At 69.4% G+C, this 22,867-nt stretch carries 21 protein-coding genes and 1 pseudogene; 19 read left to right on the top strand and 3 right to left on the bottom strand.

The window, feature by feature from the left end; all coding sequences use genetic code 11:
• From efeO to hpf, 7 genes are all read left to right on the top strand, one after another.
• On the top strand, nucleotides 1–1,125 hold the full coding sequence (gene efeO / locus Ate02nite_RS09560) for an iron uptake system protein EfeO (protein WP_438871174.1): 1,125 nt from the start codon (nucleotides 1–3) through the stop codon (nucleotides 1,123–1,125).
• Between the two features lie 6 nt (nucleotides 1,126–1,131).
• A complete protein-coding gene (gene efeB, locus Ate02nite_RS09555) occupies nucleotides 1,132–2,382 on the top strand; it encodes an iron uptake transporter deferrochelatase/peroxidase subunit (protein ID WP_203802360.1) in 1,251 nt (416 codons plus the stop codon).
• A 66-nt stretch (nucleotides 2,383–2,448) separates the two neighbouring features.
• Complete coding sequence (mtrA, locus tag Ate02nite_RS09550) at nucleotides 2,449–3,138, top strand: MtrAB system response regulator MtrA (RefSeq protein WP_203802359.1); 690 nt, start codon at nucleotides 2,449–2,451, stop codon at nucleotides 3,136–3,138.
• A 99-nt stretch (nucleotides 3,139–3,237) separates the two neighbouring features.
• Entirely contained in the window at nucleotides 3,238–4,833 is a 1,596-nt protein-coding gene (gene mtrB / locus Ate02nite_RS09545; protein ID WP_239147291.1) for an MtrAB system histidine kinase MtrB, read from the top strand.
• Nucleotides 4,833–6,638: an LpqB family beta-propeller domain-containing protein gene (locus Ate02nite_RS09540; protein WP_203802357.1), complete on the top strand. Its 1,806-nt coding sequence runs from the start codon at nucleotides 4,833–4,835 to the stop codon at nucleotides 6,636–6,638. Before mtrB ends, Ate02nite_RS09540 begins: the two co-directional genes overlap by 1 nt.
• Before the next feature lies 1 nt (nucleotide 6,639).
• Nucleotides 6,640–7,359 carry a ComF family protein gene (locus Ate02nite_RS09535; protein WP_239147264.1) on the top strand — a complete coding sequence of 240 codons (720 nt, stop codon included), beginning with the start codon at nucleotides 6,640–6,642 and terminating at the stop codon, nucleotides 7,357–7,359.
• Between the two features lie 320 nt (nucleotides 7,360–7,679).
• Entirely contained in the window at nucleotides 7,680–8,306 is a 627-nt protein-coding gene (gene hpf / locus Ate02nite_RS09530; RefSeq protein WP_203802356.1) for a ribosome hibernation-promoting factor, HPF/YfiA family, read from the top strand.
• A gap of 5 nt (nucleotides 8,307–8,311) precedes the next feature.
• Here hpf and Ate02nite_RS09525 read toward each other — a convergent pair whose 3' ends face one another.
• Nucleotides 8,312–9,442 carry a GNAT family N-acetyltransferase gene (locus Ate02nite_RS09525; RefSeq protein WP_239147290.1) on the bottom strand — a complete coding sequence of 377 codons (1,131 nt, stop codon included), beginning with the start codon at nucleotides 9,440–9,442 and terminating at the stop codon, nucleotides 8,312–8,314.
• A 180-nt stretch (nucleotides 9,443–9,622) separates the two neighbouring features.
• On the opposite strand from Ate02nite_RS09525, the pseudogene secA reads away from it, so the two are divergent.
• The 4 genes and pseudogenes from secA to Ate02nite_RS09510 all read left to right on the top strand — a co-directional run.
• Nucleotides 9,623–12,139 (top strand): annotated as a pseudogene (gene secA, locus Ate02nite_RS09520) (preprotein translocase subunit SecA); the annotation flags it as partial.
• 30 nt (nucleotides 12,140–12,169) lie between these two features.
• Nucleotides 12,170–12,514, top strand: coding sequence for an SEC-C metal-binding domain-containing protein (locus Ate02nite_RS50075; RefSeq protein ID WP_459077262.1), 345 nt, complete (start codon nucleotides 12,170–12,172; stop codon nucleotides 12,512–12,514).
• 99 nt (nucleotides 12,515–12,613) lie between these two features.
• The gene (locus Ate02nite_RS09515) at nucleotides 12,614–12,829 is read left to right on the top strand and encodes a helix-turn-helix transcriptional regulator (protein WP_203802347.1); all 216 of its coding nucleotides are present in this window, start codon (nucleotides 12,614–12,616) and stop codon (nucleotides 12,827–12,829) included.
• A gap of 112 nt (nucleotides 12,830–12,941) precedes the next feature.
• Nucleotides 12,942–13,511 carry an Rv3235 family protein gene (locus Ate02nite_RS09510; RefSeq protein WP_203802345.1) on the top strand — a complete coding sequence of 190 codons (570 nt, stop codon included), beginning with the start codon at nucleotides 12,942–12,944 and terminating at the stop codon, nucleotides 13,509–13,511.
• Nucleotides 13,512–13,524: 13 nt separating this feature from the next.
• Here the strand turns inward: Ate02nite_RS09510 and Ate02nite_RS09505 are convergent, their stop codons facing one another.
• The gene (locus Ate02nite_RS09505) at nucleotides 13,525–14,004 is read right to left on the bottom strand and encodes an Lrp/AsnC family transcriptional regulator (protein ID WP_203802344.1); all 480 of its coding nucleotides are present in this window, start codon (nucleotides 14,002–14,004) and stop codon (nucleotides 13,525–13,527) included.
• Between the two features lie 94 nt (nucleotides 14,005–14,098).
• Here Ate02nite_RS09505 and Ate02nite_RS09500 point away from each other — a divergent pair, with 94 nt between their 5' ends.
• Both Ate02nite_RS09500 and Ate02nite_RS09495 read left to right on the top strand, forming a co-directional pair.
• Nucleotides 14,099–14,530, top strand: a complete 432-nt coding sequence (locus tag Ate02nite_RS09500) for a rhodanese-like domain-containing protein (protein ID WP_203802343.1) — start codon at nucleotides 14,099–14,101, stop codon at nucleotides 14,528–14,530.
• 152 nt (nucleotides 14,531–14,682) lie between these two features.
• Nucleotides 14,683–15,144 (top strand): DUF6912 family protein, encoded by a 462-nt coding sequence (locus Ate02nite_RS09495; RefSeq protein ID WP_203803368.1) that lies wholly within the window; start codon nucleotides 14,683–14,685, stop codon nucleotides 15,142–15,144.
• On the opposite strand, the gene Ate02nite_RS09490 is transcribed toward Ate02nite_RS09495, so the two are convergent.
• Entirely contained in the window at nucleotides 15,127–16,041 is a 915-nt protein-coding gene (locus tag Ate02nite_RS09490) for a hypothetical protein (RefSeq protein ID WP_203802342.1), read from the bottom strand. The two genes, Ate02nite_RS09495 and Ate02nite_RS09490, sit on opposite strands and share 18 nt — an antisense overlap.
• Before the next feature lie 120 nt (nucleotides 16,042–16,161).
• On the opposite strand from Ate02nite_RS09490, the gene pruA reads away from it, so the two are divergent.
• The 6 genes from pruA (at nucleotide 16,162) to Ate02nite_RS09460 (ending at nucleotide 22,838) form a co-directional block, all read left to right on the top strand.
• Nucleotides 16,162–17,793, top strand: coding sequence for an L-glutamate gamma-semialdehyde dehydrogenase (gene pruA, locus Ate02nite_RS09485; protein WP_203802341.1), 1,632 nt, complete (start codon nucleotides 16,162–16,164; stop codon nucleotides 17,791–17,793).
• A gap of 247 nt (nucleotides 17,794–18,040) precedes the next feature.
• Nucleotides 18,041–18,556 carry a PadR family transcriptional regulator gene (locus tag Ate02nite_RS09480; protein ID WP_203802340.1) on the top strand — a complete coding sequence of 172 codons (516 nt, stop codon included), beginning with the start codon at nucleotides 18,041–18,043 and terminating at the stop codon, nucleotides 18,554–18,556.
• Between the two features lie 58 nt (nucleotides 18,557–18,614).
• The gene (gene prfB, locus Ate02nite_RS09475; protein ID WP_203802339.1) at nucleotides 18,615–19,730 is read left to right on the top strand and encodes a peptide chain release factor 2; all 1,116 of its coding nucleotides are present in this window, start codon (nucleotides 18,615–18,617) and stop codon (nucleotides 19,728–19,730) included.
• Between the two features lie 138 nt (nucleotides 19,731–19,868).
• Nucleotides 19,869–20,549 carry a cell division ATP-binding protein FtsE gene (ftsE, locus tag Ate02nite_RS09470; RefSeq protein WP_203728313.1) on the top strand — a complete coding sequence of 227 codons (681 nt, stop codon included), beginning with the start codon at nucleotides 19,869–19,871 and terminating at the stop codon, nucleotides 20,547–20,549.
• A gap of 66 nt (nucleotides 20,550–20,615) precedes the next feature.
• Nucleotides 20,616–21,491, top strand: a complete 876-nt coding sequence (ftsX, locus tag Ate02nite_RS09465; protein ID WP_203802337.1) for a permease-like cell division protein FtsX — start codon at nucleotides 20,616–20,618, stop codon at nucleotides 21,489–21,491.
• A 312-nt stretch (nucleotides 21,492–21,803) separates the two neighbouring features.
• A complete protein-coding gene (locus tag Ate02nite_RS09460; protein ID WP_239147263.1) occupies nucleotides 21,804–22,838 on the top strand; it encodes a M23 family metallopeptidase in 1,035 nt (344 codons plus the stop codon).
• The last annotated feature ends 29 nt before the right edge of the window (nucleotides 22,839–22,867 follow it).

Raw genomic sequence — 22,867 nt, 5'->3', positions numbered from 1 at the left:
GTGCGCCCCACCCCTTTGCTCGTCGCGCTGCTCACGGTCGGTTCGGTCGCCGCCTGCAGCTCGGATAAATCGGACTCGACGGCGGCCACCGGCGGCCCGATCACGGTCAAGGCCTCCGACACCGCGTGTGAGGTCGCCAAGAGCACCCTGGACGCCGGCACCCACGTCTTCCAGATCGCCAACTCCGGCAACAAGGTCACCGAGTTCTACGTCTACGCGGCCGGCGACCGGGTGATGGGCGAGGTGGAGAACATCACCCCGGGCCTCTCCCGTGAGCTGCGCGTCGAGCTGCCCGCCGGCACCTACCAGACCGCCTGCAAGCCCGGCATGATCGGCACCGGCATCCGGGCCGACCTGACCGTCTCCGGCTCGGCGGCGCCGCTGACCGAGGACGCCGCGCTGCTGCAGGCGACCGAGAGCTACACCCGGTACATCACCTCGCAGAGCGAGGCACTCGTCGAGAAGACCACCGACTTCGTGACCGCGGTCAAGGGCGGCGACATCGAGAAGTCGAAGCAGCTCTTCCCGATCGCCCGCACCTACTACGAGCGCATCGAGCCGGTCGCCGAGATCTTCGGTGACCTCGACCCGAAGATCGACGGTCGTGAGGACGACGCCACCGCCGAGCTGCCCTTCTCCGGCTTCCACAAGCTCGAGAAGGACCTCTGGGAGACCAAGGACATCAGCAAGGACGGCCCGGTCGCCGACCAGCTGCTGACCGACGTCAAGGAGGTCGTCGCCAAGGCGAAGGCCGAGAAGCTGTCCCCGCTGCAGCTGGCCAACGGGGCCAAGGAGCTGCTCGACGAGGTCGCCAACAGCAAGATCACCGGCGAGGAGGACCGCTACTCGCACACCGACCTGTGGGACTTCGCCGCCAACGTGGACGGCTCCCAGGCGGCGGTCGCGGCCCTGCGCCCGGCCCTCGAGCAGCGCGACCCCGAGCTGGTCAAGCAGATCGACACCGCGTTCACCAACGTCGACAACGAACTGGCGAAGTACCGCGTCGGCGACGGCTGGAAGCTGCAGAACGAACTCTCCCAGGCCGAGCTGAAGGGCCTGTCGGACGTGATCAACGCGCTTGCTGAGCCGATCAGCAAGATCGCCGGGGTTATCGCCAAGAAGTAGGTTGACATGTCGGATAAATCGTTCCCACGCCGGCGAGTCATCGCGCTCGCCGGCGCCGGCGTGGCCGGAGTCGCCGGGGCGGCCGCCGTCGGTGGCGCGCTGCTGCGCTCGTCGGACTCCGCGGCGGAAGCCGCCACCGATCAGGTGCCGTTCTACGGCCCCGTGCAGGCCGGCATCGTCACGCCGGCCCAGGATCGGCTGCACTTCGTCGCGTTCGACGTGGTCACCAAGTCGCGTGAGCAGCTGGTCCAGATGCTCAAGGACTGGACCGCGGCGGCCGCCCGGATGACCGCGGGCAAGGATGCCGGCGAGATCGGGGCCACCGCCGGGATCCTCGAGGCGCCGCCGGACGACACCGGCGAGGCCATCGGCCTGCCCGCCGCCGGGCTCACCCTGACCGTCGGGTTCGGGCCCACCCTGTTCCGGGACGCCACCGGCAAGGACCGGTTCGGGCTGGCCGCGCGCAAGCCGGCCGCGCTGGCCGACCTGCCGCACTTCCCGGGCGACACCATCGACGCCACCATCTCGGGCGGCGACATCTGCGTGCAGGCCTGCGCGAACGATCCGCAGGTGGCGGTGCACGCGATCCGCAACCTGGCCCGGATCGGGATGGGTGTGGTCAGCGTGCGATGGTCGCAGCTGGGCTTCGGGCGTACCTCGTCGACCTCGACCGCCCAGACCACCCCGCGCAACCTGTTCGGCTTCAAGGACGGCACCGCCAACCTGAAGGCCGAGGAGACCGACCTGCTCCGGGAGCACCTGTGGGCGGTGGCCGACGACGGGTCGGACTGGATGGCCGGTGGTTCGTACCTGGTCAGCCGGAAGATCCGGATGATGATCGAGACCTGGGACCGTACCTCGCTGGGCGAGCAGGAAGACATCATCGGCCGCACCAAGGGCGAGGGCGCCCCGATCGGGCAGGGTAGGGAGTTCGACGAGCCGGACCTGACGTCCACCTCGATCCTGGCCGACGCGCACGTCCGGCTGGCCCACCCGACGACGAACTCCGGTGCGCACCTGCTGCGCCGCGGCTACAACTTCGTGGACGGCTCGGACGGACTCGGGCGGCTCAACGCGGGGTTGTTCTTCATCGCCTACCAGCGGGACCCGCGCACGCATTTCGTACCCATTCAGCTGAATCTCGCCCGTCACGACGCCATGAACGAGTACCTCCGGCATGTCTCCAGCGGCCTCTTCGCCTGCCCAGCGGGGGTCTCCGGCCCGGACGACTTCTGGGGCCGTGCCCTTTTCGCGTAGGCTTCCGCAGGCAAGATCGGCACCGGGGTACGCAACCTCGGGGAGGACAGTGCAATATTGGACCGCATGAGAGCCCGGGTACTCGTCGTCGATGACGACCCAGCGTTGGCCGAGATGCTCGGCATCGTTCTGCGCAGTGAGGGTTTCCTGCCCTCCTTCGTCGCCGACGGCGAACGCGCCCTGGCCGCTTTCCGGGAGAGCCGGCCGGACATCGTCCTGCTCGACCTGATGCTGCCCGGCATGAGCGGCATCGATGTGGCGCGGGCGATCCGCGTCGAGTCCGGCATCCCGATCGTCATGCTCACCGCCAAGAGCGACACCGTCGACGTCGTGCTCGGTCTCGAGTCCGGCGCCGACGACTACGTGGTCAAGCCGTTCAAGCCCAAGGAGCTGGTGGCGCGCATGCGTGCCCGCCTGCGCCGGGGCGAGGACGCGGCACCCGAGACGCTCACCATCGGGCCGCCCGGCAACCAGATCACCATCGACGTCCCGGCACACACCGTGTCCCGCGACGACGAAGAGGTGAAGCTGACCCCGCTCGAGTTCGACCTGCTGGTCGCGCTCGCCCGCAAACCGCGGCAGGTGTTCACCCGCGAGGTGCTGCTCGAGCAGGTCTGGGGTTACCGGCACGCGGCCGACACCCGGCTGGTGAACGTGCACGTCCAGCGGCTGCGGGCAAAGATCGAGCCAGACCCGGAACGGCCGGAGATCATCCTTACCGTTCGTGGGGTCGGCTACAAGGCGGGGACCGGCTGATAGCCCCGAGGGGCTAACCTTGCCCGCGAGATGCGCGCCCCGGCCTGGCTTCCGATGCCCGTGCGGCGCACCCTGCGGGTGCTCCGGCGATATTTCCGCATGGCCACCCGCCGGTTGGAACGGGTGGTGGCGCCGGCTCGCCGCGAGTGGCGCCGCTCCCTGCAGCTGCGGGTGGTGGCGCTGACCCTGATCGCGTCCAGCCTGCTGGTCGGCGCGTTCGGCTTCTTCGTGGCCCAGCGCAGCGCCAACATCCTGCTCAACCGCGCGCAGGACGAGGTCCAGTCGTCCATGGCGAGCAAGGTGAAGTACGCGTCCTCGCAGCTGAGCGTGCACCAGCAGGCCCGTGACCCGCTGCTGCAGAACACCGTGAACACCACGGTGGACGTGCTCGCCGACGACGACCCGGCCGAGTCCGGCGGTTCGGTGGTCTCGATGCGCGCCGACCAGAACACCGGGATCGAGGCGGCCACCTCGGCGAAGATGGACACCAGCGACCTGATCACCGCCAAGCTGATCCGGGCGGTCTCCCGCGACGCCAAGGTCGCCGAGCAGGTCCGCACCACCGAGGTGGACGGCCGGCAGGTCAAGTTCCTGGTGTACGGCTCACCCGTGCCGACCAGTTTCGGTCACGTCGAGCTCTACTACATGGTGCCGCTGACCACCGAGGACAGCGCGGCCAACCAGATCCGCACCACCGTGCTGGTCACCGGCCTGGCCCTGGTCATCCTGCTCGGCGTGGTGGCCGGCCTGGTCACCCGCCTGGTCGTGCTCCCCGTGCGCGATGCCGCCCGCACCGCCCAGCGGCTCTCGGCCGGCCTGCTCGACCAGCGCATGAAGGTCGACGGCGAGGACGACCTGGCCCTGCTCGCGGCGTCGTTCAACCAGATGGCGGCCAACCTCCAGCGGCAGATCGTGCGGCTCGAGGAGATGTCCCGGCTGCAGCGCCGCTTCACCTCGGACGTGTCGCACGAACTGCGCACCCCGCTGACCACGGTGCGGATGGCGGCCGACCTGATCTTCTCCGAGCGCGAGGAGTTCGACCCGGCCGTGGCCCGCAGCGCCGAGCTGCTCCAGGCCGAGCTGGACCGCTTCGAGAGCCTGCTCACCGACCTGCTGGAGATCAGCCGGTTCGACGCCGGCTTCGCCGCCCTGGACGCCGAGCACACCGACCTGGTGCCGATCGTGCACCGGGTCGCCGAGCGGCTGACCGGCCTGGCCGACCGGGTCGGGGTCACCATCGAGCTGCGGGTGCCGGAGGCTCCGGTGATCGCCGAGGTCGACCCGCGCCGGATCGAGCGGGTGCTGCGCAACCTGGTCGGCAACGCGGTCGAGCACGGCGAGGGCCGCCCGGTGCAGATCACCCTGGCCTGCGACGAGGCGGCCGTCGCGGTGACCGTGCGCGACCACGGCATCGGCCTCAAAGCCGGCGAGGAACGCCTGGTCTTCAACCGGTTCTGGCGGGCCGACCCGTCCCGGGCCCGGCAGACCGGCGGCACCGGCCTCGGCCTGTCGATCAGCGCCGAGGACGCCCGGCTGCACGGCGGCTGGCTGGAGGCGTGGGGCGCACCCGGCGAGGGCGCCCAGTTCCGGCTCACCCTGCCGGTGCGCTCCGGCGACCGGCTGCTCGCCGCGCCGCTGCCGCTGATCCCGCGCGACCGGGCGATCGCCGCCGACGAGACGCGTGAGGTGGTCTGATGCGGCGCGGTGTGGTTCTGGTGCTTCTGGCCACCCTGGTCGTCGGCGGCTGCGGCATCCCCGACGACACCGACGTGCGGGTGCTCGGCCCCGGACCGTCCGCGGGTTTCGCCGCGGCCGACGACACCGCGCCCGCCGAACCGCCCACCCGGCAGTCCGCCACCGACCCGGAACAGCTGGTCACCAACTACCTGAAGGCCGCGGCCGGCGACCCCGAGGGGGCCGCCAACCGGGTCAAGGCGTTCCTGTCCGACGCCGGCAAGACCGGTTTCGAGACCAGCCCGGACGTCCGGGTGATCCGGCTGACCGACGAGCTGCTCTACACCCCGGGCGACCCCGAGGTCTCGGTGAGCGCGCAGCAGGTCGGCACGCTCAAGAGCAACGGCGTCCTGGAACCGGCCCTGGACTCGAAGCCCGAGATCACCGAGTACAAATTCGAGGTCAGCCCGGCCGGCCCGGACGGCTTCTACCTGACCTCGGCGCCGCGCGTGCTGCTGCTGACCGACACCGCGCTGGACGACTACTACCTGCACCGCACGATCTACTTCTGGAACAACGACAACACCGCGCTGATCCCCGACCTGCGCTACATGCCGCGGGTGCCGACCGTGCAGCAACCCACCACGATCCTCAACTGGCTGGTGAACGGCCCGGCCTCCTGGCTCGCCGACACCGCGCGCGGCCTGCCGAACGGCACCACCGCGCCGGACAACGTGCCGGCCGCCGCCAACGAGACACTCCAGGTCACGCTGAGTGGGCAGGCCGCGCCGTCCGGCGACACCAAGGCGCTCGACCGGCTGCGCCGGCAACTCCAGTGGTCGCTGCGCGACCTGATCCCGCGCACCCTGGAGCTGAAGGTCGGCAACCAGGACCCGGTCCGCTACTCCGAGCTCGACTACCAGGACAGCAACGTCGCGTCCCGGCTGGCCGACCGGCCGGAACGCTTCGTGATCTACAACGGGACGATCCGCCGGCTGGCCGACTCGCCGCAATCGACCGAGGCGGTGCCGGTGCTCAAGGCGCCCGACAACAAGGGTCTGGCGTCGGCCGCGATGAGCGCCTCCAGCACGCACACGTTCCTGGCCGTGGTGACCGGCTCCGGGAAGAACCCGAAACTGCGGGTGGCCGCGGCCCGCACCGGCGAGCAGAGCGACCTGGTCGACGTCCCCGGCATCTCCGGCAACCTGGGCCGGCCGGTCTGGGCGATCACCCCCGACCACGACCCGGGCGACGCGATCGGCCTGATCACCGTGAACGGCAAGCTCTACGCCTTCGGCGCGGGCGGGACCAAGGCGGTGGCGGTCGAGGTGCCGAGCGACCCGGGCCCGATCACCGCCGTCTCGGTGGCGCCGGACGGCTACCGGGTGGCGCTGGTGGCCGGCGGCCGGCTCTACCGCACGGTGCTGGACACCGACGGCGACTCGTTGAGCATGAGCGCGCCGGAACAGTTGCTCCCGCCCAACCTCACCTCGGTGGCGGCGGCCGCCTGGAGCAGCGAGACCTACCTGGCGGTGGCCGGCACCCGGGCCGACGGGCGGTCGGCGGTGATGGACGTGACCGTCGACGGGGCGCTCACCTATCCCCGGCTCAGTGACATCGGCAAGGAGACGGTCCGCTACCTCGTCGCCTACCCGGCCAACCCGCTGTCCCGCGGGGAGAATTCGGGCTCCGAGGCGTACGAGACCGACGGCGACGCCTGGGACGTGCTCGGCGAGCCGGTCCGGATCACCGCGGCCGACCTGGCCGGCCCGACCGCGAACCCGCCGGCCGGTGCGGTGCCGTCGGCGCCGTTCTTCCTCGACTGACGTGCTCGCCGATCTCGCCGACCTTGTGCTGCCTGCGCCCTGCGCGGGCTGCGGCACCGAGCGGGTGCCGTTGCGCTACGGGATGTGCGGTGGGTGCGTGACCCTCCTGGAGGCGCTCCAGCCGTTTCGGACCGCCCCGGACCCTCCGCCACCGGGTCTGCCCCGTTGCGTGGCCGTAGGCGCCTATCAGGGGCCGCTACGGGGTGCCCTGCTCGCGTACAAGGAGCGCGGCCGGCACCGGCTGGCCCGGCCGCTGGGGATGCTGCTCGCCACGGCGGTGGCGGCCCTCGCGCCCCGCGGCCGCCCGGTCACCCTGATCACCGTGCCGTCCACCGCGGCGGCGATGCGGGAGCGCGGCGGCGACCACATGGCACGCCTGGCCGGACAGGCGGTGCGTCGGCTGCGCGGGGCCGGTTGGGACGCTGGCGTCATCCGGCCACTCCGAGCGTTACCGCGCCCTGACTCTGCGTCACTTTCGGTTGCCGAGCGCCGTGCCGCAGCTGAAAGTTCGCTGCGAATCCGGTCCGCTCTGATCGGGTTTCCCCGACGCGCGACGCCGTTCGGAGGCACGCTTGTGGTGGTGGACGACATCGTCACGACCGGGGCCACACTGGCCGCCGTGACGCGTCGTCTGAGGGAGGCGGACATGCAGGTCAAGGGCGCCGCGGTGCTCGCCGCCACCCAGCTGCGGAGAACAACGCGGGGAAGTTTCGGCGGATAACTCCCTGGGGGTACCGAAAGGGCCAAAGGTCAGGGATTAGCTATCCGAAACGAGGGGTGACGCGGGAGCATCGGCACGTTAGCGTCTTGGTGACGAGGGTATGCGCATCGCCTACCCAACCACCGGGAGAGCGCGGAGTCATCCGCTTCAGAGCCACCGGAAAGGAGTCGTCCCTTTCACGATCGGTCACGCCGCGTGAGCTCCACGTTGAGCCCCCGGACCGGCGTCACCGCCTAAGCCAACAGCGCGTCGCATTTTGGCGCCCCCGGCACCCGTCGATCAGGGCGCCCGCAGAACAGAAACGTTGGGGGAGGTCACGAGTGGACATTGTCGTCAAGGGCCGCAACGTAGAGGTTCCCGAGCACTATCGGGAACATGTCGCCGAGAAGCTGAGCAAGGTCGAACGGTACGACCAGAAACTGATCCGAGCCGACGTGGAGCTCTTCCACGAACGCAATCCTCGCCAGTCCGACAACTGCCAGCGGGTCGAGATCACGGTCATGACCAGAGGCCCCGTCGTTCGTGCCGAGGCCTGCGCCAAGGACTTCTACGCAGCTCTGGACTGCGCCATCACCAAACTCGACGGCAGATTGCGGCGTTCCGCCGATCGCCGGCGAGTGCACCGCGGGCGGCACACGCCCGTCTCGGTCGCGGCCGCCACCGCGGGCTTGCCCACCGACCTCAGTCTGGCCCAGCCGGCCACCGAGGAGTCGTCGTCATCCATCGCCACCGCCCTCCTCGAGCACGACGGAGACCAGCCGTGGCGCATCGTGCGGGAGAAGGAACACCCCGCCGATCCGATGACCGTCGATGACGCTCTCTTCCAGATGGAGCTCGTCGGCCACGACTTCTACCTCTTCCTCGACAAGGAGAGCGGCCGCCCCAGCGTCGTCTACCGGCGACGCGGCTACGACTACGGAATTCTCTCGCTGGAGACCACCGCCTAGCGGTCTCAGCCATCAAGCCGGGGGCCTTCGGTCAGGAGGTCCTCGGCCAGGAGGACGAACTCGACGTCGTCCATCCGCGTGCCGTCGGGGCCGGGCAGGCGCGACTTGAGGTACGCCTCGCGGCGGAACCCGGCCTTCTCGAGCACCCGCTGCGATCCCACGTTCGTCGGAAGCGTCCCCGCGATGAGGCGGGCGATATCCGTTTCCGCGAACGCCCACAGTGCGACCAGCTGAGCCGCGCGTGTCGCAAAGCCGCGACCGCGGAACGCCGGCAGCATGCTGTACCCGATCATGGCCTGCCCGGTTACCGGCTCCTGATAGAACAACCCGATCTCACCGGCTGGCCGGCCGGTCCCGGCGTCGACGATCACCAGGTCGGCGCGGGTGCCGGCCAGCCAGTACGCCTCCGCCCGCTCGCATCGGTGCCGCACCACCTCGGCCGGAGGCGGCTCGGGCGGGACGCTGGTCTGCCACACCTCGGGCAGACTGCGCACCTCGGTGACGAAGCCGATGTCGTCCGGGCCGAGCGGGCGCAGTGTCACCACGCCGTCGCTGAGCTCGCCGCCGGGCAGGTCGGGAAGCAGCCGGGGGATCGGGTCACCGGGGTCGTCGGCCAGCCGGGCGAACGCCACCAGATCGTCGCGGCCGCCGGTGCGGTTGGGCAGCGCCGCCCGGCGTACGCCCTCGCGCTGATAGCCCGCCGCGAGCGCGACACGCTGACTGGCCGGATTTTCCCAATGGGTGAGTAGTTCGAGGCGGGCCAGGCCGGTGCCGAGCGCGTGCGTGCTCAGCGCGCGCACCGCGGCGGTGGCCACGCCGCGACCGCGGGCCCAGGAGCCGACCCAGTAGCCGATCTCGGCCTGCCCGCGACCGGTCACCACCTTGTCGAATCCGATGCCGCCGAGCAGCTCGTCGGTGTCCGGGTCGGCGATCGCGTAGGCGGCCCCGCCGTCGGCAAACACCGAGGTCACGCCCTCGGCGAGGAAGCGTTCGGCGTGCGCGAGGGTGAACGGCGACGGCAGCGGCGGCAGGAACCGGTGGCAGAGCGGGTCGTCGTAACCGGCCGCGACCGCTTCGACATCGTCCGGGCGAAATGCCCGTAGACGCACCCCAGTCCCGTCGATCTCCCCGGTGATGCTCAAATCGCCTCCAATTAGTGCCGTTTTCGGGGGTAATCCTGCCGGAAGTCCTGCGCTCTCAGCGAACTCCATGCCACGTTTCGCACCCTTTGTGCGGTTTACCGGAGGCTCGGGTCACAGGTTCCGCGAAGGGGTGCCTACGATGGTCCGGCAGACTGTCTAGGGGAGCGCTGACCCGTGTCGATATTGGAAAAGGTCCTACGTGCCGGCGAAGGCCGCATGGTGCGCCGGCTCAAAGCGATCGCGGACGCGGTCAACTCGATCGAGGAAGACTACGTCGACCTGACCGACGACGAGTTGCGTGAGTGCACCGAGTCGTTCAAGGAGCGGTACGCGGACGGCGAGTCCCTCGACTCACTGCTGCCCGAGGCGTTCGCCGTGGCGCGTGAGGGCGCCAAGCGGGTGCTCGGTCAGCGTGCCTACGACGTCCAGCTGATGGGCGGCGCCGCGCTGCACTTCGGCAACATCCCGGAGATGAAGACCGGTGAGGGCAAGACCCTGACCGGCGTGTTCCCCGCCTACCTCAACGCGTTGAGCGGCAAGGGCGTGCACATCATCACGGTGAACGACTACCTCGCTCAGCGGGACGCCGAGTGGGTCGGCCGGGTGCACGTGTTCCTCGGCCTCAGCGTCGGGGTGATCCTGCCGAACAAGCCGTCCATCGAACACCGGGCGGCTTACCACTGCGACATCACCTACGGCACCAACAACGAGTTCGGCTTCGACTACCTGCGCGACAACATGGCGTGGTCGAAGGACGAGCTGGTGCAGCGTGGCCACAACTTCGCGATCGTCGACGAGGTCGACTCGATCCTGATCGACGAGGCCCGCACCCCGCTGATCATCTCCGGCCCGGCCGAGCACTCGGCGAGGTGGTACGGAGAGTTCGCCGCGATCGTCAACCGCCTGCAGAAGGGCAAGGACGGCGAGGGCGACTACGAGGTCGACGAGGCCAAGCGCACCGTCGCGATCACCGAGCGCGGTGTCGGCCGCGTCGAGGACCGCCTCGGCATCGACAACCTGTACGAGTCGGTGAACACCCCGCTGGTCGGCTACCTGAACAACGCCATCAAGGCCAAGGAGCTCTACAAGCGGGACAAGGACTACATCGTCAACGAGGGTGGCGAGGTCCTCATCGTCGACGAGTTCACCGGCCGCATCCTGCACGGCCGCCGCTACAACGAGGGCATGCACCAGGCCATCGAGGCCAAGGAGGGCGTCGAGGTCAAGCAGGAGAACCAGACCCTGGCGACCATCACGCTGCAGAACTACTTCCGGCTGTACGAAAAGCTCGGCGGCATGACCGGTACGGCGCAGACCGAGGCCGGCGAGTTCAACAAGGTCTACAACGTCGGCGTCGTGAGCATCCCGACGCACCGGCCGATGATCCGCATCGACCACCCGGACGTCATCTACAAGACCGAGAAGGCCAAGTTCAGCGCGGTCATCGAGGACATCGCCGAGCGGCACGCCACCGGCCAGCCGGTGCTTGTCGGCACGGTCTCGGTGGAGAACTCGGAGATCCTCTCCACCCTGCTGCGCCGCCGCGGCATCCCGCACAGCGTGCTGAACGCGAAGTTCCACGCGCAGGAAGCCACGATCATCGCGCAGGCCGGCCGCAAGGGCGGCGTCACGGTCGCCACCAACATGGCCGGCCGCGGCACCGACATCCTGCTCGGCGGCAACCCCGAGTTCCTTGCCTCGGCCGAGCTGCACCAGCGCGGCCTCGACCCGGTGGAAACCCCGGACGAGTACGCCAAGGCCCTCGAGGAGGTCCTCCCGGCCTGGAAGGACGCCTGCGAGACCGAGGCCTCCGAGGTGACCTCCGCGGGCGGTCTCTACGTCCTGGGCACCGAGCGGCACGACTCCCGGCGCATCGACAACCAGCTGCGTGGCCGGTCCGGCCGGCAGGGTGACCCGGGCGAGTCCCGCTTCTACCTGTCGCTGCAGGACGACCTGATGAAGCGGTTCCGGGCCGGTGCGGTCGAGGCGGTGATGGAGCGGTTCAACATCCCCGAGGACGTGCCGATCGAGTCCAAGATGGTGACCCGGCAGATCCGCAGCGCGCAGACCCAGATCGAGGGTCAGAACGCCGAGATCCGCAAGAACGTCCTCAAGTACGACGAGGTGCTCAACAAGCAGCGCCAGGTCATCTACGCCGAGCGCAAGCGGGTGCTGGACGGCGAGGACATGCACGACCAGGCCCAGCACATGGTCACCGACGTGGTCGGCGACATCGTGCTGGCGGCCACCTCCGAGGGCTACGCCGAGGACTGGGACCTCGAACAGCTCTGGACCAACCTCAAGCGGCTCTACCCGGTCACCCTGACGATCGACGACATCGTCGAGGAGTCCGGCGGCGAGGTGAACGCCGTTGACCAGGAGTTCCTGACCCAGCAGCTCAAGGACGACGCGGCCGCGGCCTACGAGGCCCGCGAGGAGGAGCTCGGCGCCGAGGCGATCCGGGAACTCGAGCGTCAGGTCCTGCTCGCGGTGATCGACCGCAAGTGGCGCGAGCACCTGTACGAGATGGACTACCTCCAGGAGGGCATCAACCTCCGGGCTTACGCGCAGCGCGACCCCGTCGTGGAGTACCAGCGCGAGGGCTTCGACATGTTCAACCAGATGATGGAGGGCATCAAGGAGGAGGCGGTCGGGTTCCTGTTCAACCTGGAGGTCCAGGTCGAGGAGGCGCCGACGGTCACCGTCGACCCGAGCAAGGCGATGCTCCTGCCGACCAGCGGGGACGACAACCAGACCGAGTCCGACCGGGTCGAGGTGCGGGCCAAGGGTCTGGGTGGCGGCCGCCGTCCGCAAAACCTGCAATACACCGCGCCCGCGATCGACGGTGAGGCCGGCGACGGCGCTCCGGTGATCCAGCAGCAGCAGGCGCCGGCTCTCGGCCTCGGCAACGGCGGACAGGTGCCGCCGTCGCCCGCGCACACCCCGGCCGGTCGCACCCGGGCGTCCGGGCAGGCCGAGTCGGGCGGGCCCTCGCGCAACGCGCCCTGCTACTGCGGCTCGGGCAAGAAGTACAAGCGCTGCCACGGGGCTCCCGGGGGCGCGTGACCTTTCCTCGAAACGGCCCGCCGGCGTCTGTCGGCGGGCCGTTTTGCATGTGGGTGTTCGGTGGCAAACTGAGCCGATCGCAAGCAACGAGGAGGATTCGTGGAGCCCCGGTTCCTGCTGTTGTCCGACGTGGCCGCCGAGCTGAACGTCTCGGATTCGCAGGTCTACCACATGGTTCGCAGCGGTGAGCTGCCCGCGATCAAGGTCGGCGGGCGCGGGCAGTGGCGGGTGGAGCGGGCGAAACTGGAGGAATACATCCAGCAGAAGTACGCCGAGACCGCCGAGTGGGTCCGCGGCAACCCGCTGACCGAGTAGGCCGCTTTGCCCCTCTTCCCACATCGGTAGAGCCGCGTTGACCCTCCCGCCACGGCACCGGAACAATCGTTGTCGAAGGCAAACGAAGGCAAACGCAACGATTGGCAGGCTAATGAGACGGACGGTCGAGATCGCTCCGCAGGGGCCGCGCCCCTCGATCAGCCTCCGCCGGGTCCCGCCCTGCGAGCCGCCCTTCGACGACGAGGTCGAGCCCGCGGTCTGGGCGACCGCCCACCAACTGGCCTTCGACTGGCCGCCCGCGCCCCCTCCGCCGCCGCCCGCGCCCCCGCCACCACCCGTGCACCGGTCGGTGGTGGTCGGCGCCTCACCGGACGCCAAGGTGGCCGTGCATCGCTTCATGCGCCTGTGCGTCGAGGTGCTCAACGGTCATCGCCCGCCGGCCCACCTGCGCCCGCTGTCCCGGCCCGAGGAAGCGGCCGGCGTGGTCGCGCAGGGCCTCGCGGGCGCGCGCCGGGTCGCCGACCTGCGCCGCGCGGCCGGCCGCCGGCCACCCCGGCGTGCCGTGCCGGTCGCCGTCATCCGGCTGCGCGTGTGCGAGCCGCGTCCCGGCGCGGTGGAGGCGGCCGCGGCCCTGGTGACCGGGGAGCGCACCTGGGCGATGGCCCTGCGGATGGAGCTGCACCAGCAGTCGTGGGCGGCGACGACCCTGCGGCTGATCTAGACCCCCGGGGCGCCTACTGGTCGGAGGTGGCGGTGGGCGTCCCGGGCTCGGCAATCGCGCGACCGAGGAGCGGACTTGAGTAAACGATGCTGGTGGTCACCGAGCCGAGGCCGGAGATCCGGCCGTTCACCTCCTCCAGATGACGCATCGAGCGCGCCATCACCTTGAGGATGAAGCAGTCCTCGCCGGTCACGTGGTGGGCCTCGATGATCTCCGGGGTGGAGTCCAGCAGGGCGTGGAACGGGCGGTAGTTGCCGGTCGGGTACCGGAGGCGAACGAAGGCCATCACGGTCAAGCCGACCCGTTCGGGGTCCACCGTCGCCCGGTAACCGGCGATCACCCCGGCCTCCTCCATCCGGCGCACCCGCTCGGTGACCGCGCTCGCCGACATGGAGACCGCGCGGGCCAGCTCGGCAAAGGTGGCGCGGCCGTCCCGCTGCAGCTCGCTGAGCAGGCGCCAGTCGGTGACATCTAGTGTGAAGTCCACGGGCATGGCGGCAATGTACCGGGCAATCCTCGGTGTTCGCTGCCCCGTGCCGTGGAACGCTACTGTGCTAGGTCGGCGACTGTCCGTAGCGTTTTGGGGCATGACGATCTCTACTACCGCCGCCGCCTTCTTCGCGGCCAAGCTCGAGTTCCAGACCGATGTCGCCGACGTGGCCACCGCCCTGCGCAGCGGGGAGCCGGGCTTCGTGCTCGTCGACTCCCGCAGCGCGATCGCCTGGGACCAGGGGCACATCCCGGGTGCCGTGCACCTGCCCACCGCCGAGATCGCGGCCCGGGCCGGCGAGCTGCTCGACCCGGTCGTGCCGGTGGTGACCTACTGCTGGGGGCCGGGCTGCGACGGCGCGACCCGGGCGGCTCTCGCGTTCGCGCTGGCCGGCTTCACGGTCAAGGAGATGATCGGCGGAGTGGAGTACTGGATCCGTGAGGGGCTCACCCTGCGTACGCCTCAGGGGGACGTCGAAGCCGCCGCCGACCCGCTCACCGCGCCCGTCGGCGCCGCCTGCGGCTGCTGAAACCCCGGTGCGCCACGATCCGGACACGACTGGTGGAATGGGCCTTCCCGGCGCCGCCACGGCGGTGTACTACGGGGACGGTCCATACCGCTGCAGGAGGAGACGTGCCGATCACCGATCTGGTCCGGGTCTACGTGCCGGCCACCGTGCCGATGCTCGCGGCCCTGCGCGCCTCCGGGCAGTTGGGCGCCGGGCCGACCGAGGCGCACGCGGTCACCCCGGCCCTCCGCGAGTGGTACGCGGAGGGTGACGAGGAAGAGCTGGAATACGTCGCGTTCACCCGGGCCGCTCAGGCCGCGCTGCAGCTGCTGCGGCACGACCCGGCCGCCCCGCGCCGACGGGTGGTGGTCTCGGCCGACGTGGCGGCGACCGCGCTGGTCCGGGAGGACGTCGAGCTGGGCTCCAGCACGGTGCGGCTGCCGCACCCGGTGTCCCTCAAGGAGGTGGCGTCGATCCACGTGGACAGCACCGACGCGGCCGAGCAGGTGGGCGCGGCCGCCGACGTGGTCGAGGAGGCCGCGGCCGGGGACCCGGACGCCCAGTTCACCGTCGACGGCGCCGAGGACCACGAGTTGGAGTGGTACTCGGTGACCGAACTAGACGACCTCGCCTAGGGCGGGCTCCTCGGCGGCGGCCGGGCGAATTGTCCGGCCGATCGCTACGGTCGCGCTGATCGCGCCCACGAACAGCACGATCAGCGCGCTGTTGAAGCGGGCCCCGCTGAGCATCTGCTGCACGGTCTGTTCCAGCTCGCTGACCTTGCCGGCCAGGTCGAGCACCCGGGAACCGGCCGTGCGGGTCAGTCCTTCGCCGATCACCAGCAGCAGCCCGGGACCCCCGCCGGCCAGCGCGTAGAAGGGCCAGGCCACGGCAGGCCGCCCCCGGCGCAGGATCTTGTAGGAGATCAGACCGGCGGCCAGGCCGGACAGCAGCGACTGCAGGAACGTGAACAACTCGGCCGCGTTGGCCTGCGACGACTGGGTGCTGCCGGAGCCGAGCACCTTGAGCACCTCGTCCTGGAACAGGTTGAGGACGAAGCCGACCAGGAACACCCCGATCGCCGCCCAGCAGACCGCACCGAGCACCCGGGCCTGCCGGAAACCGGCCAGCGCGCCGCCGATGGTGGCGGCCGCGGCGATCGTGCCGCCGACCACCGCGTAGATCCAGCCCTCGGTGTTGATCGTGATGATCGTCATGGCCCCGGCCAGCCCGAGCACCAGGCCGGTGCCGGTGGCGATCGCGAACCGGACGGTCGAGCCGAAGTCGCGGCGCCGGGTGAACACGGCCAGCACGGCGAGGCCGGCCGCAGCCCCGGCGACCAGGCTGGCGGAGACCGCGCCGGGCAGTGCGTACGCCGTGGAGGTCACCTCCATCTCGGCGTCGGCCCGGCCGGTGATCGAGGCGCGGGCCGACCAGAGCATCGCGGCCATCCAGATCAGCGCGGCGAGCGCGAGGAAGAGACCGTTCGACGAGGGTCGCTCGGCGTCCGATGCCGGGTCCTGGGCACTCATGAGGCTCAGGGTAACCGGCGAACCTGGAGTGACCGGAACTGGTGCGAGGATGAGGGAATCCGGCCCGGCGACCCCGGCGCCCGGATCTACTCAGCAGACCACCATGTCGAGGAGTACCTGATGGACGCCCAGCTTGCCGTGCCCATTCCGCGCAACGAGACGGTCCGCGACTACCGTCCGGGCAGCCCCGAGCGGGCCTCGCTCGAGGCCCGGATCGCCGATCTGCGCGACGCCCGCCCCGATCTGACCATGACGATCGGGGGCCGGCAGTCGATGGCCGGCGGGGACCCGATCGAGGTGGTCCAGCCGCACCGGCGGCACGCCGTGCTGGGGGTGACCGGCAACGCCACGCCGACCGACGCGGCCGCCGCCGTCGCGGCCGCCAAGCAGGCCGCCCCCGGGTGGCAGGCACTGCCCTACGCCGAGCGGGCCGCGGTCTTCCTGCGCGCCGCCGAGCTGCTGGCCGGCAGTTGGCGGGACACCCTGAACGCGGCCACCATCCTGGGCCAGTCGAAGTCCTGCTACCAGGCCGAGATCGACGCGGCCTGCGAGCTGATCGACTTCCTGCGGTTCAACGTGGCCTTCGGTGAGCGCGTGCTGGCCGAGCAGCCCGGATCGTCCCCGGGCGTCTGGAACCGGTTCGACCACCGCCCGCTCGAGGGCTTCGTCTACGCCATCACCCCGTTCAACTTCACCGCCATCGCCGGCAATCTCCCCTCGGCCCCGGCCCTGATGGGCAACACGGTGATCTGGAAGCCGTCGCCGACCCAGCAGTTCGCGGCGCACTTCACCATGCGATTGTTCGAGGCGGCCGGCCTGCCGCCCGGCGTGCTCAACATGGTGACCGGGGACGGCCAGGCGGTCTCCGATGTGCTGCTGAGCGACCCGGGGCTGGCCGGCATCCACTTCACCGGCTCGACGGCCACCTTCCGGCATCTCTGGCGGTCGGTCGGGGCCAACATCGACCGCTACCGCACCTATCCGCGGCTGGTGGGGGAGACCGGCGGCAAGGACTTCGTGGTGGCCCACCCCAGCGCTGACGTCGAGGCGCTGCACACGGCGCTGCTGCGGGGCGCCTTCGAATATCAGGGACAGAAGTGCAGCGCGGCCTCGCGGGCCTACGTCCCGCGGAGCCTCTGGGTGGGTGGCGGCCTGCGCGACCGGCTGGCGGCCTCGGTTTCCTCCATTGCGTACGGCGATGTCACCGATCTCGCGGTGTTCGGCGGTGCGGTGATCGACGATCGGGCGTTCGCGAAGCTGGCCGGCGCCCTCGACCGGATCAAGAACAGCGCCGCGTGCACCGTCCTCGCCGGTGGGACGGTGGACGACGCCGAGGGCTGGTTCGTGTCGCCCACCCTGGTCGAGTGCGCCGATCCGACGCACGAGGTGTTCCGCACCGAGTACTTCGGTCCGATCCTGGCCGTGCACGTCTACCCGGACGAGCGGTTCGACGAGGTGCTGGCACAGGCCGACGAGGTGTCGGATTACGCGCTCACCGGGTCGATCTTCGCGACCGACCGCACGGTGATCGACCGGGCCGCCGGGGCGCTGCGTTTCACGGCGGGCAACTTCTACATCAACGACAAGCCGACCGGGGCCGTAGTGGGTCAGCAACCTTTCGGCGGGGCCCGCGGAAGTGGCACCAACGACAAGGCCGGATCGGTGCTGAATCTGTTGCGCTGGGTCTCGCCACGCACGATCAAGGAGACCTTCGAGCCCCCGGTCTCGTGGCGCTATCCACATATGGGCTGAGCGTCCCGCTTTAGTGGCATTGTCGGCGGCGATCCGGGCGGTTTCGCCCGGTTGCTGCCCGGCATCGCCGTCTGACCGGTTTGCTAGGGCCATTTTAGCTGGTCAGACTGCTGCTCGCCGGTTAAACGCGCCGTCTCGACCCTCGTGGTCGGACTGTCTGTGCGGGACAGTCGTTTGTGGAGACGCAAACTGGACGGATCGGGCGAAATCCTGGACGTGGGCGCGGCAAAGTGGCAGCGTAGGAGGCATGCCCGACACTCAAATCAATCCCACGGCTGCCGCGCTGCTCGGCCTGCTACACGAGGGGCCGATGACCGGCGGACAGCTCATGGCGGCTGCCGAACGCCGCCTCGGGCCCTACTGGTCGATGACGCGGAGCCAGGTTTACCGCGAATTGCCGGTCCTTGCCGACATGGGATTCGTCCGGCTCGGCAAGCCCGGCCCCCGTTCCAGCCAGCCCTACGCCATCACCGCCTCCGGCAAGCGTGCCTTCAGTCGCTGGCTCGCCGAGGCTCCCGGCCGGGACGCCCTGCGCAACCCGGTTGCCCTGCGCGTCGCCTTCGGCGAGCAGCACAGCGGAAGTCAGTTGAAGGAGCTCTACACCGGCGCCAGCGAATACCACGCCGAGGCGATGGCCATGGCCAAGGAACAGGCGAAGGAGGCGAAGAAGAACGGCGACGCGTACGGGTCGGCCGCACTCGAGTTCGCCGTCGCCTATCACAAGGCCGCGCTGAGCTGGTTGAAGACCGCACCCGCCACTTGATTCGCCTGATCGGACCGCCCGGCCGGAACACTGGCCGGGCGGCGTAGTCTTGAGTGTCGTGACTGCTGCCGACTTTCCTGAGCAACTCAAGGCGTTAGACGCCACCCTGCGCAACATCGAGAACGTCCTGGACGTTGACAAGCTGCGCCGGGACAAGGCTGACCTCGAGGAGCAGGCCTCGGCCCCCGACCTGTGGGACGACCAGGCTCGGGCGCAGGAGGTCAACAGCCGGCTGTCTTACATTTCGGGTGAGATCTCCAGGATGGATCGCCTGCGCAGCCGGCTCGACGACGCCGGCCTGCTGCTCGAGATGGCCGAGGCGGAAAGCGACGAGGGTTCGATCGCCGAGGTCGGCACCGAAATCGTCGCGCTGGCCAAGGCCATCGAGGAGATGGAGGTCCGCACCCTGCTCTCCGGTGAGTACGACTCGCGGGAAGCGGTGGTGGCCATCCGGGCCGGTGCCGGCGGCGTGGACGCGGCCGACTTCGCCGAGATGCTCATGCGGATGTACTTGCGCTGGGCCGAGCGGCACAACTATCCCACCGAGGTCTACGACACGTCGTACGCCGAGGAGGCCGGCCTCAAGTCGGCGACCTTCGCGGTCAAGGTGCCGTACGCGTACGGCACGCTCAGCGTCGAGTCGGGCACCCACCGCCTCGTCCGGATCAGCCCGTTCGACAACCAGGGCCGGCGGCAGACCAGCTTCGCCGGCGTCGAGGTAATGCCGGTGGTCGAGCAGACCGACCACATCGACATCCCGGAGAACGAGATCCGGGTCGACGTCTACCGTTCGTCCGGGCCGGGTGGACAGAGCGTCAACACTACGGACAGTGCTGTTCGGCTCACTCACATTCCGACCGGCATCGTGGTGACGTGTCAGAACGAGAAGTCCCAGTTGCAGAACAAAGCTTCCGCGATGCGAGTTCTTCAGGCCCGGCTCCTCGAGCGCAAGCGCCAGGAGGAAGACGCCAAGATGGCCGGCCTCAAGCACGACACCACCGGCTCGTGGGGCGACCAGATGCGGTCGTACGTCCTGCACCCGTATCAGATGGTGAAGGATTTGCGTACCGAGTACGAGACGAGCAACCCGACCTCGGTGTTTGACGGCGAGTTGGACGAGTTCATCGAGGCCGGGATCCGTTGGCGCAAGACCGGCCAGACGGAAGGCTCGTAAGATCCACCACGTACGGCGACGATGCCTAAACGTTCGGTCAGGCTCGAACCCCCGGAATGCCTGTTCCGGCATGCCGGGCGCAGATTGACGCACCCGCCGGGGTTGGCGATTTCGTTACACCGCGTAGACTCCGCTCTCGTGATTCAGCTCGAGAACGTGACGAAGACGTACCCCAAGGCGTCTCGCCCGTCGCTGGACGACGTGAGCGTGGGCATCGAGAAGGGTGAGTTCGTCTTCTTCATCGGCCCCTCCGGTTCCGGCAAGTCGACGATCATCAAGCTCCTCCTGCACGAGGTCGCTCCGACCCGCGGCAAGGTGGTGGTGAACACCAAGGACGTGACGACCCTGCGGTCGTGGAAGGTTCCGCACTTCCGCCGCTCGATCGGCTGCGTGTTCCAGGACTTCCGCCTGCTGCCCAACCGCACCGCGTACGAGAACGTGGCCTTTGCTCTGGAAGTGATCGGCAAGACCAAGGCGGTCGCCCGCCGGGTCGTGCCCGAGGTGCTGGAGCTGGTCGGCCTGGGTGGCAAGGAGCACCGCTACCCGCACGAGCTCTCCGGTGGTGAGCAGCAGCGTGTCGCGGTGGCCCGGGCGTTCGTCAACCGGCCGCTCATTCTGCTGGCCGACGAGCCCACGGGTAACCTCGACCCGGACACCTCGATCGAAATCATGCGGCTGCTGGACCGGATCAACCGGACCGGCACGACGGTCGTGATGGTCACCCACGACTCCAACATCGTTAACCAGATGCGGCGTCGGGTCATCGAGATCGAGAGCGGACGCATCGTTCGCGACCAGGCCCGCGGCGTCTACGGCTGAGCCCGGCTCCGTACCGTCCCTCAACCCTGAACTTGCACGACGCGGAGTCCCGGAAGGAACCCCCCGATGCGGTTTAAGTACGTCCTCAACGAGGTCCTGGTGGGCCTGTGGCGAAACGTCACCATGACGATCGCCATGGTCATCACCATGTCGGTCTCGCTCTTCATGCTGGGCGCCAGTGTGCTGCTGTACATGCAGGTCGACCAGATGAAGAACTACTACTACGGCGAGATCGAGGTGTCGATCTTCCTGCGCACGGATGTCACCGAGGCGCAGCGGTCCGCCATCGATCAGGCGATCTCCAGCAACCCGCTGGTGAGCGACAAGACGTACGAGACCCGCGCGGAGGCGTTCACCCGCTTCCAGCAGCTCTGGGCGGACTCACCGGACTTCGTGAAGTCGGTCGGCCCGGACAGCCTGCCCGAGTCGTTCCGGGTCAAGCTGAAGGACCCGGAGAAGTACAAGTCCTTCGCCGACCAGATCGCCGGCATGCCCGGCATCCAGGACGTCATCGATCAGCGCACGCTGCTCGACAAGGTGTTCAACATCTTCAACGGCTTCCAAGTCGGCTCGCTGGGGGTGGCGGCCTTCATGGCTGTCGCCGCGCTGCTCCTGGTCGGTAACACGATCCAGGTGGCGGCGTACAGCAAGCGTCGAGAAGTCGCGGTGATGAAGCTGGTCGGCGCGTCGAACTGGTTCATCCAGGCACCATTCGTGCTGGAGGCGGTGGTGGCGGGCGTGATCGGCTCGGTCATCGGCTTTGTCGTGCTGTTCGTCGGCAAGGTCGTGCTGCTGGATCACAAGTTGCAGGCGCTGACGACGATCCTGACCCCGGTGCACAACGGCAACGTGTGGCTCATGCTGCCGCTGCTGGCCGGTGTCGGCGCGGTGGTCAGCGCGGTCACCGCCTGGGTCACCCTGCGCTTCTACCTCAAGGTCTGACTTCCGGAAGATCAAAGACAACGGCCGCGCTCCCGTACGGGAACGCGGCCGTTGGGCGATTTGGACCTTTACTGGTGGTTCGCCGGAGTACGGTGGTTCGCTGTGTGGTCAAAATGCCGACATGGCCGGTTATCGCCCCTTCTGGCGATAGCTGCATTCCTTGTCAGCCTGGCGGCCTCCTCTCCGGCACTGGCCGACACCGGGGACGCCGGACGTGCCTCCCGTGAGGTCGACCGGGCTGAGGCCGTACTGGAAAATGCCACCTCGCAAGCCCGCACCGCCGCACTTCGTCTCGAGGCAGCCACCCGGGCGATGCCCGGCGCGCAGCGGCGGGTGGCCATGTCCCGCGGCGCCGTCGCCGCCGCGATCGCCGCGGCCAACAGCGCCGGCCGCCGGGCCAACGCCGCCCGCCTGGCCTACGCGAAGTTCGCCGGGCACTTCGAAAAGGCCCAGGGCGAGTTCACCGACGCCCGTGAGCGGGTCGACCAGATCGCCCAGGCGAGCTACATGGGCAGCTCGTTCTCCCGGATCAACGTGCTGGTCGAGGCGACCGGCCCGGCCGACATCATGGACCGGCTCAGCCTCGTCGACCAGCTGATGCGCACCCAGCAGCAGGACGTCGACCGGCTGATCCACACCCGAGCCGTGGCGCGCACCGCGCAGGACCGGGCCGGACTCGCCCGGCGCGAGGCCGAGGATGCCGAGGCCCTGGCCAACAGCAAGCTCACCACGGCCAAGGACGCCCAGGTCGCGGCGGTCAAAGCCCAGCATGCGCTGGTCCGCCTGGCCGCTACCCGGCAGGCCGCGCTGCGCGTCGCGAACTCCCAGCGGGCCACCGTCCTCGCCCAGTACCGGGAGGCGGTCGCCCAGGAACAGCGGATCCGGACCGCCCTGCGCGGCTTCGCGGTGAAATCCGGCAACGTCGGGCGCTACCCCGGTGGGCGGCTGCTGATGCCGGTGCGCGGGTGGAAGAGCAGCGACTTCGGCAACCGGTACGACCCGTACTACCGGGTATGGCAACTGCACGCCGGCACCGACATCGCCGCACCCGGCGGGACACCCATTCATGCCGCGGCCGCCGGCCGCGTCATCCGGGCCGGCTGGTCCAACGGGTACGGCAACTACACCTGCATCAACCACGGGCAACTCGACGGGTCCGCCTTCCAGACCTGCTACGGGCACCAGTCTCGAATCCTGGTGCACGACGGCGAGTACGTGCGGCGCGGCGAGGTGATCGGGCGGGTCGGGACCACCGGTGCGTCGACCGGCTATCACCTGCACTTCGAGACGCGCTTCAACGGCGTGCCCAAGAACCCGCTCTACTACCTGCCGTCCTGTCTCTGCTGAATCCCCTAGTAGCATTGGCCTTTTTGGGG

This window comes from Paractinoplanes tereljensis (genome assembly GCF_016862435.1).
In the GTDB taxonomy this organism is placed as follows: Bacteria; Actinomycetota; Actinomycetes; order Mycobacteriales; family Micromonosporaceae; genus Actinoplanes; species Actinoplanes tereljensis.
Note: the sequence above shows the minus strand (reverse complement) of the source record. Positions and strands in the feature narration are given on the sequence as shown.

What these genes read in the sequence shown, in the direction of transcription:
- efeB (WP_203802360.1), top strand. Translation starts at nt 1,132, where the DNA reads ATGTCGGATAAATCGTTCCCACGCCGGCGAGTCATCGCGCTCGCCGGC.
- mtrA (WP_203802359.1), top strand. Translation starts at nt 2,449, where the DNA reads ATGAGAGCCCGGGTACTCGTCGTCGATGACGACCCAGCGTTGGCCGAG.
- mtrB (WP_239147291.1), top strand. Translation starts at nt 3,238, where the DNA reads ATGGCCACCCGCCGGTTGGAACGGGTGGTGGCGCCGGCTCGCCGCGAG.
- Ate02nite_RS09540 (WP_203802357.1), top strand. Translation starts at nt 4,833, where the DNA reads ATGCGGCGCGGTGTGGTTCTGGTGCTTCTGGCCACCCTGGTCGTCGGC.
- Ate02nite_RS50075 (WP_459077262.1), top strand. Translation starts at nt 12,170, where the DNA reads ATGCTCCTGCCGACCAGCGGGGACGACAACCAGACCGAGTCCGACCGG.
- Ate02nite_RS09510 (WP_203802345.1), top strand. Translation starts at nt 12,942, where the DNA reads ATGAGACGGACGGTCGAGATCGCTCCGCAGGGGCCGCGCCCCTCGATC.
- Ate02nite_RS09505 (WP_203802344.1), bottom strand. Translation starts at nt 14,004, where the DNA reads ATGCCCGTGGACTTCACACTAGATGTCACCGACTGGCGCCTGCTCAGC.
- Ate02nite_RS09500 (WP_203802343.1), top strand. Translation starts at nt 14,099, where the DNA reads ATGACGATCTCTACTACCGCCGCCGCCTTCTTCGCGGCCAAGCTCGAG.
- Ate02nite_RS09495 (WP_203803368.1), top strand. Translation starts at nt 14,683, where the DNA reads ATGCTCGCGGCCCTGCGCGCCTCCGGGCAGTTGGGCGCCGGGCCGACC.
- Ate02nite_RS09490 (WP_203802342.1), bottom strand. Translation starts at nt 16,041, where the DNA reads ATGAGTGCCCAGGACCCGGCATCGGACGCCGAGCGACCCTCGTCGAAC.
- pruA (WP_203802341.1), top strand. Translation starts at nt 16,162, where the DNA reads ATGGACGCCCAGCTTGCCGTGCCCATTCCGCGCAACGAGACGGTCCGC.
- Ate02nite_RS09480 (WP_203802340.1), top strand. Translation starts at nt 18,041, where the DNA reads ATGCCCGACACTCAAATCAATCCCACGGCTGCCGCGCTGCTCGGCCTG.
- ftsX (WP_203802337.1), top strand. Translation starts at nt 20,616, where the DNA reads ATGCGGTTTAAGTACGTCCTCAACGAGGTCCTGGTGGGCCTGTGGCGA.
- Ate02nite_RS09460 (WP_239147263.1), top strand. Translation starts at nt 21,804, where the DNA reads ATGCCCGGCGCGCAGCGGCGGGTGGCCATGTCCCGCGGCGCCGTCGCC.